We start from the raw sequence: 15,110 nt of genomic DNA, 5'->3' as shown, positions 1-15,110 counted from the left end.
AATGAGCGCATTTGAAATCCGTCAGGGGAATTCGCCGGTCATTCTTGGCCTGCCACATACGGGTACGGATGTGCCGGACGATATCTGGTCGCGGCTCAACGACAATGGCCGCATCCTTGCCGACACCGACTGGCATATTCACCAGCTTTATGACGGCCTGATCGAAGGCGCGACCATGGTGCGCGCCACCTTCCATCGCTATTGCATCGATGCCAATCGTGATCCGGCAGGCGTCAGCCTCTATCCGGGACAGAACACCACGACGCTGATCCCGGAAACAGACTTCGACGGCCTGTCGATCTGGAAGGATGGAGAAGCGCCGACCGAAGCCGATATTGCCGACCGCATCGCGCGCTTCCACAAGCCCTATCACGATGCGCTCGCCGCCGAGATCAGCCGCGTGAAGGCGATCCACGGCATCGCCATTCTCTACGACTGCCATTCGATCCGTTCGCATATTCCCTTCCTGTTCGAAGGCAAATTGCCCGATTTCAACATCGGCACGGATATAGGCAAGACCTGCGATCCGAGGATCGAAGCCGCCGCCGTGGACGTCACGGCAAAAGCGGAAGGCTACACATCGATCCTCAATGGCCGCTTCAAGGGCGGCTGGACGACGCGCCATTACGGCAAGCCGGAAACCGGCGTGCACGCCATTCAGATGGAGCTCGCCCAATCGACCCATCTTGCGACCGAAGCCCTTCCCTTCGCCTATGACGAGGCCAAGGCAGACAGGCTGCGCGTCCATCTCAAGCCCCTTTTGCGGCGGCTGGAAACAATTGCCGCCGACTTGAAATCCTGAGGAGAACACCATGTCGAACCCACGCCACAACGAGCGCGAAGTGCGCAGCCCTCGCGGCAACGAACTCAATGCAAAAAGCTGGCTCACCGAAGCCCCGCTGCGCATGTTAATGAACAATCTCGACCCCGATGTGGCCGAGCGCCCGCATGAGCTGGTGGTCTATGGCGGCATTGGCCGCGCTGCCCGCACATGGGACGATTTCGACCGCATCGTCGCCACCCTCAAGACGCTCAATGACGACGAAACCCTGCTGGTGCAGTCGGGCAAGCCGGTCGGCGTGTTCCGCACCCACAAGGATGCCCCGCGTGTTTTGATTGCCAATTCCAACCTCGTGCCGCATTGGGCAACCTGGGATCATTTCAACGAACTGGATAAGAAGGGTCTCGCCATGTATGGCCAGATGACCGCCGGTTCGTGGATCTATATCGGCGCACAGGGCATTGTGCAGGGCACTTATGAAACCTTCGTGGAAGCCGGTCGCCAGCACTATGACGGCAACCTCAAGGGCAAATGGATATTGACCGGCGGACTTGGCGGCATGGGCGGCGCACAGCCTCTGGCTGCTGTCATGGCCGGTGCCTGCTGTCTCGCCGTGGAATGCGACGAAACCCGCGCCGATTTCCGCCTGCGCACCCGTTATGTCGATGAGAAGACCCACAGCCTCGATGAAGCGCTGGCCAAGATCGACGCCTGGACCAAGGCAGGCGAGGCAAAGTCCATCGCACTCATCGGCAATGCCGCTGAAATCTATCCTGAGCTTGTCAAGCGTGGCGTGCGGCCCGACATCGTCACCGACCAGACTTCCGCGCACGATCCGGTGCATGGCTACCTGCCGATTGGATGGAGCGTCGCCGAATGGCGCGCCAAGCAGGAAAGCGACCCGAAAGCTGTAGCAAAAGCCGCCCGCGCTTCGATGAAGGTGCAGGTTCAGGCCATGCTCGACTTCTGGCATGCCGGTATCCCGACGGTCGATTACGGCAATAATATCCGCCAGATGGCGCTGGAAGAAGGCCTCGAAGATGCGTTCGACTTCCCAGGCTTCGTGCCGGCCTATATCCGCCCGCTTTTCTGCCGCGGTATTGGACCCTTCCGCTGGGCAGCCCTTTCCGGTGATCCGGAGGATATCGCAAAGACCGACGCCAAGGTGAAGGAATTGCTGCCAGACAACAAGCACCTGCACAATTGGCTCGACATGGCAAAGGAACGCATTGAGTTTCAGGGGCTGCCCGCACGCATCTGCTGGGTCGGCCTCGGCGACCGTCACCGTCTCGGTCTCGCCTTCAACGAAATGGTCAGGAACGGCGAGCTGAAAGCGCCAATTGTCATCGGTCGCGACCATCTCGACAGTGGTTCGGTTGCATCGCCAAACCGCGAAACAGAATCCATGAAAGACGGCTCGGACGCCGTGTCCGACTGGCCGCTTCTCAACGCCCTCCTCAACACCGCTTCGGGTGCGACATGGGTGTCGCTGCATCATGGCGGCGGTGTCGGCATGGGCTTCTCCCAGCATTCCGGTATGGTCATCTGCTGTGACGGTACGGAAGATGCCGATCAGCGCATCGGTCGCGTTTTGTGGAACGACCCGGCCACCGGCGTGATGCGCCATGCCGATGCGGGCTATGAAGAAGCGCTCGACTGGGCCAAGCAGCAGGGCCTGCGCCTGCCCGGCATACTGGGCAACTAATAAATCCAGCCAAAGGCGATCCTCTCGCAGGATCGCCTTTTTCATTGAAAAAACAACGCATACCGGGGAATAACAATGACAGACACCACTCTTGGCCGCAATGAGAGCTCGCGCGGCCCTGCTGCCGTGAAACTGATACTATACAGTTTCATAGGCATCTTCTTCTTTTTCGTGCCCGTCACTATCGGCGGAAAATCCACGATCCTGCTCGATCACGCAGCAACCGCAATCGCAACGCAGCTTCGCCCCTTTGCACTGGCCTTCGTCTGCCTTTTGATCGCCTATGGCGCATTTGCGCCCTTCGTCACCGGCAAGTGGAAGGCCAACCTCACCGAAACGATCTTCTCGATCCTGCGCGTCTTTGGCTTCGTGCTGGCCTGCATGTATCTGGCCGGCATCGGCCCCGCCGCGCTCTTCACGCCCGACATGCTGCCGTTCCTGTTCGACAAGCTTGTCCTGTCGGTCGGACTGATCGTTCCGATCGGTGCCCTGGCCCTCGCTTTCCTCATCGGCTACGGCCTGCTTGAGTTCACCGGCGTCATCGTACAACCGATCATGCGCCCAATCTGGCGTACACCCGGCTGGTCTGCAATCGATGCTGTGGCATCGTTTGTTGGCAGCTACTCCTTGGCGCTCCTCATTACCGATCGCGTCTACAAGGAAGGCAAGTATACGGCTCGCGAAGCAGCGATCATTGCCACCGGCTTTTCCACCGTTTCGGCTACTTTCATGATTATCGTTGCGAAAACATTGGGCCTGATGGATGCGTGGAACCTTTATTTCTGGTCCACCTTCTTCGTGACCTTTATTGTCTCGGCGATCACCGCGCGTATTTGGCCGCTCAGCCGCATGGACCATCCCGGCGACCGAGATACTCCCCTGCCCGAAGGCAAGGGCCGTGTCCAAACCGCAATCGACACAGGCATCAAGCAGGCCCAGAGCGCACCGAAGCTTCTACCGCTGCTTTGGACGACCTTCCTTGACGGCCTGCGCATGGCTGCCATGATCCTGCCGAGCATTATGGCCGTCGGGCTTCTCGGCCTGCTCGCTTCCAAATACACGCCGATCTTCGATCTTCTTGGCTTGACGCTCTATCCGTTTACCTGGCTTGCGCAACTGGCCGATCCGATGCTTGCCGCAAAATCCATGGCATCCGGACTTGCGGAAATGTTCCTGCCAGCCATCCTTTTGAAAGATGCCGATGTCGTTTTGAAGTTTGTGGCCGCCGTCGTCTCGGTCAGCCAGGTTCTCTTCCTGTCAGCATCTATTCCCTGCGTGCTTGCTACCTCGATCCCTCTCAAGTTCCGGGACCTGATCGTGATCTGGTATATCCGAACGGCACTCAGCATCCTGCTTACGGCTCCAATTGCCTTCTGGGCGGCATCCAACGGATGGCTCGGTTGATGGTCGACATCCTCAGAGCCGAAAATCACCGCCGCATGCCGTGGAAGAACGGCGGCGGCGTGACGGTTGAAATCGCCGTCCACCCGCAAGGCGCATCAGTCGATGATTTCGACTGGCGCGTCTCCATGGCGACAGTTGCCAGCGACGGCCCGTTTTCCGTCTTTCCCGGCATCGACCGCACATTGTCGGTGCTGGAAGGTGACGGCATTGTGCTCAATATCGAAGGACAGCAGAGCACTCTCACGGTCGAAAGCGCACCACTGTTCTTCGCTGCGGATGCTCACTCCAGCGCTCGACTGATCGGATCGGCCATTACCGACCTCAACGTCATGACCCGGCGTGGGCGTTATACCCATAAGGTCCAGCATCTGTCCGTCAACGGCACCACGCCGACACAGGCTGACGGCAATCCGGTGCTCCTTTTCTGCGCCGCCGGGCATATCGATCTGACGTCAGCTGGAAAAACGACAAAACTCGGGAAACATGACTGCGCGATTCTGACGAACTGCGTCGCCTTGCCTCTCGAACTAAACGGGAAGGGAAGCGCCTACCTGATTTCGATTGGAGCATAATGCGCCCGGAGTTATCCGCCATGTCCCGATGCCCGCAAGCGCACCGGACATCGCCTGACAATAGCTGTTCCCTATCGCAACCGACTGGCCTATGAAAGACTGCGATCTTGTTCGCAGTCTTTCATTTCAGGATTTATCCCATCATGGCCGTTTCAGCAGAAGAACTCGAAAATCGTATTGTATACGTCAACGGTGACTATGTTGCCGCGCGTGATGCCCGCATTTCCATCTTCGACCGAGGCTTCCTGTTCGGTGATGGTATTTATGAAGTAACGGCTGTGCTCGAAGGCAAGCTCATCGACAGCGAGCCTCATATGAGGCGCCTGCGCCGTTCGACCGGCGAGATCGGCATTCCGATGCCGATGAGCGAAGACGAAATTGTCGCTATCGAACGCGAACTGATCCTCCGCAACAGCCTGACCGAAGGTCTGGTCTATCTGCAGGTTACACGCGGCGATGGACGCGACCGCGATTTCGTACCTGCAGTGGGCATGAAGCCATCGGTGGTTTTGTTCACACAGGAAGCTAATCTGCTCGACAAGCCTGTGCTGAAAACCGGCGCGCACGTACTTTCGCTGGATGATCTGCGCTGGAAGCGTCGCGACATCAAGACGGTATGCCTGCTACCACAAGCGCTCGCCAAGGAAATCGCCAAGAATGCCGGTTGCGACGAAGCCTGGATGATCGAAGACGGCTATGTCACCGAAGGCGCATCGTCTACCGCCTATATCGTGACCGAGGATGACGTCGTCGTCACGCGCCCAAACAGCAATTCGATTCTGCCCGGCTGCACGCGCCTGTCACTCCTGCAGCTGATCGCCGAGACCGGCATGAAGCTGGAAGAACGCCTGTTCACCATTGATGAAGCCTATGCCGCGAAGGAAGCTTTCCTTACGAGCGCTGGCACATTCGTCACTCCGATCACCGTCATTGACGACCAGGCCATCGGCACTGGCAAGCCCGGCCCGGTCGCCCAGCGTTTGCGCGAGATCTATCTTGACCACGCCCGCCGCACGGCGATCTGAACATCAACTATGCCGGAACCCGGTGCCGTCATTCCGCCGCACCGGGTTCCCTGTTTTCGCGCCTTGGTCCGATTCCGGAATTAGCGGAGCCTCAAATTAATACGTTAGCACGGCACGTTTAGTGGTTGTCTCGCGGCAGGCCGCGCGTATGCGCAATATCCTGATACTTGACCGCGTTTTCGAGAACCGCCCCGGTTTCCATCTGACCAACAACGGCACGCTGGATTTCCTGCCATGGCGTCTGGCTTTCGGGATATTTATAGCCGCCAGCGGCTTCCAGAGCCTTGCGGCGTTCAGCCAGTTCCTCATCCGAAATCAGAATGTCCGCCGTCCCGCGACCAAGATCGATGCGCACGCGGTCGCCAGTCTTGAGGATGGCCAGACCACCGCCTGCGGCAGCTTCCGGCGAGGCGTTGAGGATCGATGGTGAACCCGACGTGCCCGACTGGCGGCCGTCGCCAATGCATGGCAGCGAAGTGATGCCCTTCTTCAAAAGGTAATCGGGCGCGCGCATGTTGACGACTTCCGCCGCACCCGGATAGCCAATGGGGCCAGCGCCGCGCATGAACAGAACCGTATGTTCGTCGATTTCCAGCGACGGATCGTCGATGCGATGATGATAATCCTCCGGTCCGTCGAACACGACCGCCTTGCCTTCAAAGGCATTCGGGTCCTTGCTGTCGGAGAGGTAGCGATTGCGGAACTCGTCCGAAATAACGCTGAGCTTCATGATCGCCGACGAGAACAGATTGCCGCGCAGCACGCGGAAACCGGCATGCTTCTTCAGCGGCTGATCGAAGGTCTTGATGACATTGCTGTCTTCAATGGTGGCGTTCTTGCAGTTCTCGCCGATGGTCTTGCCGTTGACCGTGATCGCGTCTTCATGGATGAGGCCCTGCCCCATCAGCTGGTTGACGACGGCTGGCACACCACCGGCATGGTAATAATCTTCACCGAGATATTCACCGGCTGGCTGGAGATTGACCAGAAGCGGAATTTCCTCACCGTATTTCTGCCAGTCGTCCACCGTCAGCTCCACGCCGACATGGCGGGCGAGCGCGTTCAGATGGATCGGCGCATTGGTGGAACCGCCAATGGCGGAATTGACGCGGATTGCATTGATGAAAGCATCCTTGGTCAGAATGTCCGACGGTTTCAAATCTTCATGCACCATGTCAACGATGCGGCGACCGGTCAGATAGGCCACCTCCTGACGGTCACGATAAGGTGCGGGAATAGCGGCGGAACCCGGAAGCTGCATGCCCAGTGCTTCAGCAAGCGAATTCATGGTCGTGGCCGTGCCCATCGTGTTGCAATAGCCGGTCGACGGAGCCGAGGATGCTACCAGCTTCACAAAGCCCTGATAGTCGATCTCACCCTTGGCCAGAAGTTCACGCGCCTTCCAGACGATGGTGCCCGAACCCGTGCGTTCGCCACGGAACCAGCCATTGAGCATCGGCCCAACCGAAAGCGCAATCGCCGGAATGTTGACGGTCGCAGCCGCCATCAGGCAGGCGGGCGTGGTCTTGTCGCAGCCGATCGTCAGCACCACGCCGTCGAGCGGATAGCCGTAAAGCACTTCCACGAGGCCGAGATAGGCCAGATTGCGATCCAGACCTGCGGTCGGGCGCTTGCCGGTTTCCTGAATGGGATGCACCGGAAATTCGATGACGATGCCGCCTGCCTCGCGAACACCTTCACGCACGCGCTTGGCCAGTTCCAGATGATGCCGGTTGCAGGGTGAAAGGTCGGACCCCGTCTGCGCAATGCCGATGATCGGACGGCCCGATTGCAGCTCTTCCTGGCTCAGGCCGTAATTCATGTAGCGCTCCAGATAGAGCGCCGTCATATCGACATTATCAGGATTATCGAACCAGGCGCGCGAGCGGAGCTTTGGCGTTTTCGGAGAGACGGGCTTGTTCATTTCACTGTCCTGCGTGGGTAAGAGACCGGAAAACGGTCTCGATTCCTAATCTTCAAAAGCTTCCACCACATGGCGCTTTCCGAGCAGGAAAGCATCGGCCACATGGGTCAGCGGAGCGAGATCGACATCCGAACGCCCCTCACCGATCAATTGCACGAAACGCTTGTAAAGTCGTTGATATTCACGGTCCGGCTCGGCCATTTTCTCGGTTCCGGCAATGGTCAGGCGGCTGCCGCCATGGCTGAGCAGAATCGTACCTTTGTCGGTTTCGACACGAATGTCCCAGGTCTGCGGACCCGTCTGGCGCCAATCCAGTTCGAAGGAAACCGGAACGCCGCTTTCCGTCTGAAATTGAAGGTCCGCTGCAATCGGCGCTGCGCGATTTTCCGGGAAATAGAGGTCCGACTGCGTGAGAGAGAAGCGCTCCGGCAGAATATGCGTCACGATGGAAAGCGCATTGATGCCCGGATCGAACACGCCGAGCCCACCGGGCTCCCATATCCATTGCTGGCCGGGGTGCCAGTGGCGCACATCTTCCTTCCACGTGACCGAAACCGAGCGGATTTCCGCATCGCTCAGGAATTCCCGTGCCGGTTCCACCGCCGCCGCCTCACGCGAATGCCATGTGGCGTAGAGCGTCAACCCTTCCGCCTTGGCCAGACGGTCCAGCGCCTGCACCTCGGAAATGGTCGCACCGGGCGGCTTTTCCAGCATCACATGCTTGCGCGCCTTCAGGGCTGCGTAAGCATGTTGAAAGCGTCCTTGCGGCGGCGTGCAGAGCGACACGGCGTCAATGGCAACGTCACTCTCCAACAGCGCATCGATATCGTGAAAAGACGGTAGACCCTCCAGCCCGGCATTACGGCTGGCAATGGCTTTCAGTTCGATACCATCGACCGCTTCGATGGACGGCAAATGCTGGTCGCGCGCGATCTTGCCGAGACCGACGATTGCAAGTGCGATGTTGGATTGTGTGACCATGTTCACAGCGCCCTCACGGCGACTTTTTCCGCCGCAGCCTGAGCCAGCCTGTTGACCAGCGGATAGCGGAACGGCTTTGCCGAAATCTCGAACTGATCGCCAGCCTGCGTCTTCACGCCATGCGAAAACGACAGCGTCGCCGTGCCGAAGAAGTGCACGTGAATATCGCCCGGACGGCGGAACAGCGCATACTTGAAGTGATGATGTTCCAGATTGGCGATCGTGTGCGACATGTTCGCTTCGCCCGACAAGAATGGCTTTTCGAAGATCACCGCATTGCCGCGGCGAATGCGCGAAACGCCTTCCACATGATCCGGCAGCGCGCCGACAAAGAGTTCCGGTCCAAGCGATGCCTGACGCAGCTTGGAATGGGCAAGCCAGAGATAGTTCTGCTTTTCAGTCACATGGTCGGAGAATTCATTAGCAAGGCAGAAGCCGAGACGGTGCGGCTGACCATCCGGGCCAATCAGATAAATGCCTGCAAGCTCCGGCTCCTCGCCGCCATCTTCCGCAAAGGAAGGCGAAACCAGTTCGCCGCCGGTCGCGACCAACGCGGAACCGTCGCCCTTATAGAACCATTCCGGCTGCACGCCCGTCTGGCCGGGCTTCGGCTTGCCGCCCTCGACGCCCATCAGGAACATGCGCATGGAATCGGTCGGCTTTTCGGCGGATTGCGCCGCCTTGTGCATCTTGTCGCGACCATCGGCAGACCCGAGATGCGTGAGGCCAGTGCCTGTAACGATCAGATGCGCCGGATCGGCATGAGTGATCGGCAGGCCGACGCGACCCGTGGCCAGAGCGGCATCGATATCGACCGCTTCGCCTGTGCCGCTGCGCTCCACCTGTTCTGCAAGGCTGATGCCTGCGCTGATTGCTGCCCAAGCCAGTTCATAGGTCGTCGAAGCGCCTTTGACGATATGTGCCGCACCCTCATCACCGCATGCAGCCACACGCGTTTCACCGCCCGCACCGCGGAACTGTACCAGACGTAGCATTAAACCTCCCATTTCCGCGGGCCAAGCCGCAGACCTCACTCCGGCTGCGTGTGAGTGTCGATCTGGCACTGATCGCAGCTCCGTTATTAATATGACTATTTCGCCGAAGAGTGCTTTGTCAAGCAAGCATGAAGGCGCCACTTTCACGCCAACGTTATCTATATGACAAAAGCTAATACAACTCTCTGTTTTCCCCTGATAATAAGAATATCCGTCACATCTTCATATTCAAATTTTCATAATTACACGCGAAAGACGCTTGCCATAAAGTAATATTATATGCTTCATAAATGATAAGGCTGGGAGAGCCTTATTGGGAGGAACCATCATGAAACGCTATTTGACGGCCCTGACGGCCACATTGTCGCTCGCGCTGATTTCCAGCGCATCCGCCGCATCGCTGACGGTCGGCTTTTCACAGATTGGCTCGGAATCAGGCTGGCGCGCCGCAGAAACCGCCCTGACCAAGCAGGAAGCTGAAAAGCGCGGCTATACGCTCAAATTCGCCGACGCCCAGCAGAAGCAGGAAAACCAGATCAAAGCCGTGCGCGGCTTCATCGCGCAGGGCGTTGATGCGATCCTGATCGCACCCGTTGTTTCCACTGGCTGGGATGCGGTCCTCAAGGAAGCCAAGGAAGCGGAAATTCCGGTCGTCCTGCTCGACCGTCAGATCGATTCACCGGAAGACCTTTATCTGACCGCCGTGACCTCCGATCAGGTGCATGAGGGCAAGGTTGCTGGTGACTGGCTGGTGAAGGATGTGGGCGACAAGCCATGCAATGTGGTCGAGCTTCAGGGCACCACCGGCTCCTCGCCTGCCATCAACCGCAAGAAGGGTTTTGAGGACGCGATCAAAGGACACGACAACATCAAGATCACCCGTTCGCAGACCGGTGACTTCACCCGCACCAAGGGCAAGGAAGTGATGGAAAGCTTCATCAAGGCCGAAGGTGGCGGCAAGAATATCTGCGCCGTCTATGCCCACAATGACGACATGGCTGTCGGGGCCATTCAGGCCATCAAGGAAGCCGGATTGAAGCCGGGTACGGAAATCAAGATCGTATCGATCGATTCCGTACCGGATATCTTCCAGGCCATGGCTAATGGCGAAGCCAATGCGACCGTCGAGCTGACGCCGAACATGGCAGGCCCGGCCTTCGACGCGATTGAAGCCTTCAAGGACAAAGGCACTGTTCCGCCGAAGTGGATCCAGACGGAATCGAAGCTCTACACGCAGGCTGACGATCCAAAAGCCGTCTATGAAGCCAAGAAGGGTCTCGGCTACTGATCCTCTCGTCCTCGGGCCGCGTTTGTCGCGGCCCGGAATGACCTTTGCAAAATGCAATGGAAGACTGCCATGGCTGCAAAAGACGCTCCATCGGCGGCCGCAATGCCGCTTCTTGAAGCCCGTTCGATTACCAAATCCTTTTTGGGCGTGACGGCGCTCGACCATGTGGATTTCACGCTCAACCGTGGGGAAATTCACGCACTGCTCGGCGAAAACGGCGCGGGCAAATCCACGCTCATCAAGATATTGACCGGTGCATATCACGGCTTCGATGGTTCGATCCTGCTCGAAGGCCAGCCGATTGCGCCCGCCTCCGTGGCGGAAGCGCAGACGCTTGGTATCGGCACAGTCTATCAGGAAGTCAATCTGCTCGAAAACCTGACGGTCGCAGAAAACCTGTTTCTTGGACGTCAGCCGAAACGTTTCGGCCTGGTTGATCGCGGACGGATGGAAAAGGATGCAGCAAAACTCCTTTCCCGCTATGGCCTCGCCATCGATGTCGGTGCGCCCTTGTCTGCCTATTCGGTCGCCATCCGCCAGATTATCGCCATTGCCCGCGCGGTTGATCTTTCCGGCAAGGTGCTGGTGCTCGACGAACCGACCGCCAGCCTCGATGCGCGTGAAGTCGAAATGCTGTTCGGCGTGCTGCGCCAGTTGAAGGCCGAAGGCCTTGGCATCGTCGTCATCACCCATTTTCTCGATCAGGTCTACGCGATTGCCGATTGCGCCACCGTGCTGCGCAACGGACGGTTGGTCGGCAGCCGCAACCTGTCGGAACTGCCGCGCACTGACCTCATTTCCATGATGCTCGGCCACCAATTGCAGGAAGCGGTGCGTCACCAGCTCACCGAGGAAGTAAGCCGCGACACGATTGCCCCGATCCGCTTTGCAGGCTTCGGCAAGAAGGGCAGCGTTGCGCCGTTCGATCTCTTGATCAAGCCCGGCGAAGCCGTTGGCATTGCCGGGCTGCTCGGCTCTGGCCGCACCGAAACCGCGCTCCTGATGTTCGGCGTCGATGAGGCCGATAGCGGCGGGCTAACCGTCGATGGAAGGGAAATCAGGCTTTCCTCGCCCGTTGCGGCGATTGCCGAACGCTTCGCCTTCTGCCCGGAAGAGCGCAAGACCGACGGCATCATTGGCGATTTCTCGATGGCGGAAAACATTGCGCTCGCCGTACAGGCAAAGCGCGGCTGGTCGAGACCGCTTTCATCGCGGGAGAAGACGGCGCTTGCCCAGCGCTACATCAAGGCGCTCGATATTCGCCCACCCGACCCCGACAAGCCGATCAAATTCCTGTCTGGCGGCAACCAGCAGAAAGCCATTCTGGCGCGCTGGCTCGCCACCGATCCGCGCCTTCTGATCCTCGATGAGCCGACGCGCGGTATCGATATCGGCGCCCACACGGAGATCCTCAAGCTCATCGGCGAACTTTGCGCGGAAGGCATGTCGCTCGTCATCATCTCGTCGGAATTCGAGGAGCTTGCCGCCGTCGCCAACCGCGTGATCGTCCTGTCTGATCGTCGCCATGTTGCAGAACTGAAGGGCGAGGAAATTACTGCCGACAATATCGTGCGCGCCATCGCGGAAACCGGAAGCGAAAAGGAAGCGGCAGCATGATTGCCCGCATGACCAGAAAACTCAAAAGACTAGCGCCCCAGCTGGCCGCCCTCGTGCTCATTCTGGCGGCGAACACCATCATCGCGCCAGGCTTTCTCGACATTTCGTTCCAGAACGGGCGGCTCTATGGCAGCCTGATCGATATTCTGGTGCGCGCCGCCCCCGTTGCCATTCTGGCCGTCGGTATGACGCTGGTGATCGCAACGCGCGGCATCGATCTGTCGGTCGGCGCGGTCATGGCGATCAGCGGCGCTTTTGCCGCGTCGCTCATCGTTGCAGGCTATCCGCTTGCAATCGTTATTCCAGCTGCGCTTGGCGTCGGTTTGCTCTGCGGCCTGTGGAACGGCTTTCTGGTTGCCGTCTTCGATATCCAGCCGATCATCGCGACACTCATCCTGATGGTGACAGGACGCGGCATCGCGCAGCTTATCACTGAAGGCGCGATCCTGACCTTCAACAACGATTCCTTTGCAGCGCTTGGCTCGGGCTCCTTCTTCGGCATACCAATCCCGGTCCTGATATGGATTTTGGCCGGTCTGGTGGTGGGCATCGCGGTGCGCTCCAGCGCGCTCGGCTTCCTGATCGAAGCAACCGGTATCAACCGTCGCGCGGCGATGCTGGCAGGCGTCAAAGCACGCTTTCTCCTGTTCAGCGTCTATGCGGTTTCCGGCGTCGGCGCTGCCCTTGCGGGGCTGATCGCGACGGCGGATATTCGCGGCGCAGATGCCAACAATGCGGGCCTGTGGCTGGAACTCGACGCCATTCTGGCTGTCGTCATCGGCGGTACGTCGCTCAATGGCGGGCGCTTCTCGATCATGGCCTCGCTGCTCGGCGCGCTCATCATCCAGTCGATCAATACCGGCATACTGATGGCGGGCTTCCCGCCGGAATTCAACCTCATCATCAAGGCGGTCATCATCGTGATCGTGCTCACCTTCCAGTCACCGGCCATTGTCCAGCTGATCGCCTTCCTGCGGTCGGAGCGCAAGGGCAACGGAGCCGACCCGGTCCGCCAAAGCCAGCAGGGAGCACGGCAATGAAAGCTCTTCGCAATCTGCCTTTCCTGACCACAGTCGCAATCTTCCTGCTCGCCTATGCGATCTGCGTCTTCCAATTTCCAAACATGCTGTCGACGCGCGTGATCGGCAATCTCCTGACCGACAACGCCTTTCTCGGCATTGCCGCCGTGGGCATGACATTCGTGATCCTTTCGGGCGGCATCGACCTGTCGGTCGGCTCGGTCATCGCCTTCACCAGCGTTTTCGTGGCCGTGATGGTCGGACAGCTTGGCGTGCATCCGCTTGTGGCCTTCGTACTCGTTCTGATGATCGCCACCCTGTTCGGGGCGTGGATGGGCATGATGATCCATTTCTTGCGGATTCCGCCCTTCGTGGCAACGCTGGCCGGCATGTTTCTGGCACGCGGCGCGGCCTTCCTCATCTCGACGCAATCGGTGCCGATCGCGCATCCTTTCCTCGATACGTTGCAGGGGCTTTATTTCCGACTTCCGGGTGGTGGCAGGCTGACCTTCATCGCCATGGTGATGCTGGCAGTCTTCATCATCGGCGGCATCATCGCCCATCGCACGCGCTTCGGGGCCAATATCTATGCGCTGGGCGGCAACCAGCAATCGGCCGAACTGATGGGCGTTCCGATTGCCCGCACCACAATCGGCATCTATACGATGTCGGGTATCCTTTCCGGCCTCGCCGGGATCGTCTATACGCTCTACACCTCGTCCGGCTATTCGCTGGCGACGGTGGGCGTGGAACTCGACGCCATCGCTTCGGTGGTGATCGGCGGGACATTGCTGACAGGTGGCGCGGGCCTTGTGGCCGGAACATTTGTCGGCATTCTCATACAGGGGCTAATCCAGACATACATTGTATTCGACGGCACGCTGTCTTCCTGGTGGACGAAAATAGCAATCGGTATATTGCTATTTCTGTTCATTGCTCTGCAACGAGGACTTGCGTGGTTCTCGGATCTAGGGCGCATCTCGAAAAGTGGGAACCGGTTTTCGGATAAGATGCGCGTTGAAACATAGCTGGCGCGGCAACGCATGAAGGAGGCCTGAATTGGGATTGCTGGAAACGGCCATAACCGGACGCAAGCGCCACAACAGCCACGCGGTTGTCGTGGGGGAACTCGGTCGCGGCATCGTCGCGGGAACCATTCCCGAAGGGTCCATCCTTCCCGGCGATCATGAATTGTCGCTGCGCTTTGGCGTATCCCGCACCGTTCTGCGCGAGGCGATGAAGACGCTTGCCGCCAAGCGCCTGATCGAACCCAAGGCCAAGGTCGGCACCCGCGTTCTGGGTCATGCCAGCTGGAATTTCTTCGATCCCGATGTTCTGACATGGCGCTTCGAGGCGGGCTTCGACGAAGTCTTCGTGGATCATCTGGCCGAAATGCGCATGGCGCTGGAACCGGCAGCCGCCGCAGCCGCAGCCGAGCGCGCTTCCAGCGACGAAATTGTCGAGCTTTACACGCTCGCCGCCAAGTTCGACGATCCAAACCACACGCCGGAATCCATCGCCAAGGTCGACCTGGAATTCCATCTTGCCGTTGCGCGCATGTCCGGCAATCCGTTCATGCGCTCGGTCAGCGGCCTGATCGAGGCAGCGCTCGCAGTCTCGTTTCAGCTGTCTTCACCGGCGACATCGCGGGAAGGTATTGCCGAATGCGCGGCCAATCATCTGCGTATTGCACACGCCATTGCATCGCGTGATCCGAGAAAGGCGCGTCTGGCTATGGAGAACGTCATTAAAGTCGGCGTAGAACGCATCCGGGACGTGATCTGATCAGATCAGTTTCA

The 15,110-nt window shown here is 58.9% G+C and carries 13 protein-coding genes; 10 read left to right on the top strand and 3 right to left on the bottom strand.

The window, feature by feature from the left end; all coding sequences use genetic code 11:
• Position 1: 1 nt before the first annotated feature.
• From hutG to JNC70_RS14055, 5 genes are all read left to right on the top strand, one after another.
• Positions 2 to 802: an N-formylglutamate deformylase gene (gene hutG / locus JNC70_RS14075; RefSeq protein ID WP_104754277.1), complete on the top strand. Its 801-nt coding sequence runs from the start codon at positions 2 to 4 to the stop codon at positions 800 to 802.
• Between the two features lie 10 nt (positions 803 to 812).
• Complete coding sequence (gene hutU / locus JNC70_RS14070) at positions 813 to 2,486, top strand: urocanate hydratase (protein WP_104754278.1); 1,674 nt, start codon at positions 813 to 815, stop codon at positions 2,484 to 2,486.
• A 75-nt stretch (positions 2,487 to 2,561) separates the two neighbouring features.
• A complete protein-coding gene (locus JNC70_RS14065; RefSeq protein WP_104754279.1) occupies positions 2,562 to 3,890 on the top strand; it encodes a YjiH family protein in 1,329 nt (442 codons plus the stop codon).
• Entirely contained in the window at positions 3,890 to 4,462 is a 573-nt protein-coding gene (locus JNC70_RS14060) for a HutD/Ves family protein (RefSeq protein ID WP_374788649.1), read from the top strand. Before JNC70_RS14065 ends, JNC70_RS14060 begins: the two co-directional genes overlap by 1 nt.
• Positions 4,463 to 4,605: 143 nt before the next feature.
• Positions 4,606 to 5,487: a D-amino-acid transaminase gene (locus JNC70_RS14055; protein WP_104754330.1), complete on the top strand. Its 882-nt coding sequence runs from the start codon at positions 4,606 to 4,608 to the stop codon at positions 5,485 to 5,487.
• Between the two features lie 118 nt (positions 5,488 to 5,605).
• On the opposite strand, the gene JNC70_RS14050 is transcribed toward JNC70_RS14055, so the two are convergent.
• Genes JNC70_RS14050 through araD1 form a run of 3 tightly spaced genes read right to left on the bottom strand, consistent with a single transcriptional unit; the run spans position 5,606 to position 9,387 of the window.
• Positions 5,606 to 7,411: an IlvD/Edd family dehydratase gene (locus JNC70_RS14050; RefSeq protein ID WP_104754281.1), complete on the bottom strand. Its 1,806-nt coding sequence runs from the start codon at positions 7,409 to 7,411 to the stop codon at positions 5,606 to 5,608.
• A gap of 45 nt (positions 7,412 to 7,456) precedes the next feature.
• Positions 7,457 to 8,392, bottom strand: coding sequence for a Gfo/Idh/MocA family protein (locus tag JNC70_RS14045; RefSeq protein WP_104754282.1), 936 nt, complete (start codon positions 8,390 to 8,392; stop codon positions 7,457 to 7,459).
• 2 nt (positions 8,393 to 8,394) lie between these two features.
• Complete coding sequence (gene araD1 / locus JNC70_RS14040) at positions 8,395 to 9,387, bottom strand: AraD1 family protein (RefSeq protein ID WP_104754283.1); 993 nt, start codon at positions 9,385 to 9,387, stop codon at positions 8,395 to 8,397.
• A 328-nt stretch (positions 9,388 to 9,715) separates the two neighbouring features.
• Between araD1 and ytfQ the strand changes: the two genes are divergently transcribed.
• The 5 genes from ytfQ (at position 9,716) to JNC70_RS14015 (ending at position 15,096) form a co-directional block, all read left to right on the top strand.
• Complete coding sequence (gene ytfQ / locus JNC70_RS14035) at positions 9,716 to 10,675, top strand: galactofuranose ABC transporter, galactofuranose-binding protein YtfQ (RefSeq protein ID WP_104754284.1); 960 nt, start codon at positions 9,716 to 9,718, stop codon at positions 10,673 to 10,675.
• Positions 10,676 to 10,744: 69 nt separating this feature from the next.
• Positions 10,745 to 12,292 carry a sugar ABC transporter ATP-binding protein gene (locus JNC70_RS14030; protein WP_104754285.1) on the top strand — a complete coding sequence of 516 codons (1,548 nt, stop codon included), beginning with the start codon at positions 10,745 to 10,747 and terminating at the stop codon, positions 12,290 to 12,292.
• A complete protein-coding gene (locus tag JNC70_RS14025; protein ID WP_104754286.1) occupies positions 12,289 to 13,332 on the top strand; it encodes an ABC transporter permease in 1,044 nt (347 codons plus the stop codon). Before JNC70_RS14030 ends, JNC70_RS14025 begins: the two co-directional genes overlap by 4 nt.
• Positions 13,329 to 14,339, top strand: a complete 1,011-nt coding sequence (yjfF, locus tag JNC70_RS14020; protein WP_104754287.1) for a galactofuranose ABC transporter, permease protein YjfF — start codon at positions 13,329 to 13,331, stop codon at positions 14,337 to 14,339. The genes JNC70_RS14025 and yjfF overlap by 4 nt, the downstream gene beginning before the upstream one ends.
• A gap of 31 nt (positions 14,340 to 14,370) precedes the next feature.
• Positions 14,371 to 15,096, top strand: coding sequence for a FadR/GntR family transcriptional regulator (locus JNC70_RS14015; RefSeq protein ID WP_104754288.1), 726 nt, complete (start codon positions 14,371 to 14,373; stop codon positions 15,094 to 15,096).
• Positions 15,097 to 15,110: the final 14 nt, after the last annotated feature.

Source organism: Brucella oryzae, from assembly GCF_041929965.1.
In the GTDB taxonomy this organism is placed as follows: Bacteria; Pseudomonadota; Alphaproteobacteria; order Rhizobiales; family Rhizobiaceae; genus Brucella; species Brucella oryzae.
This window is presented reverse-complemented; position numbering and strand designations above follow the sequence as displayed.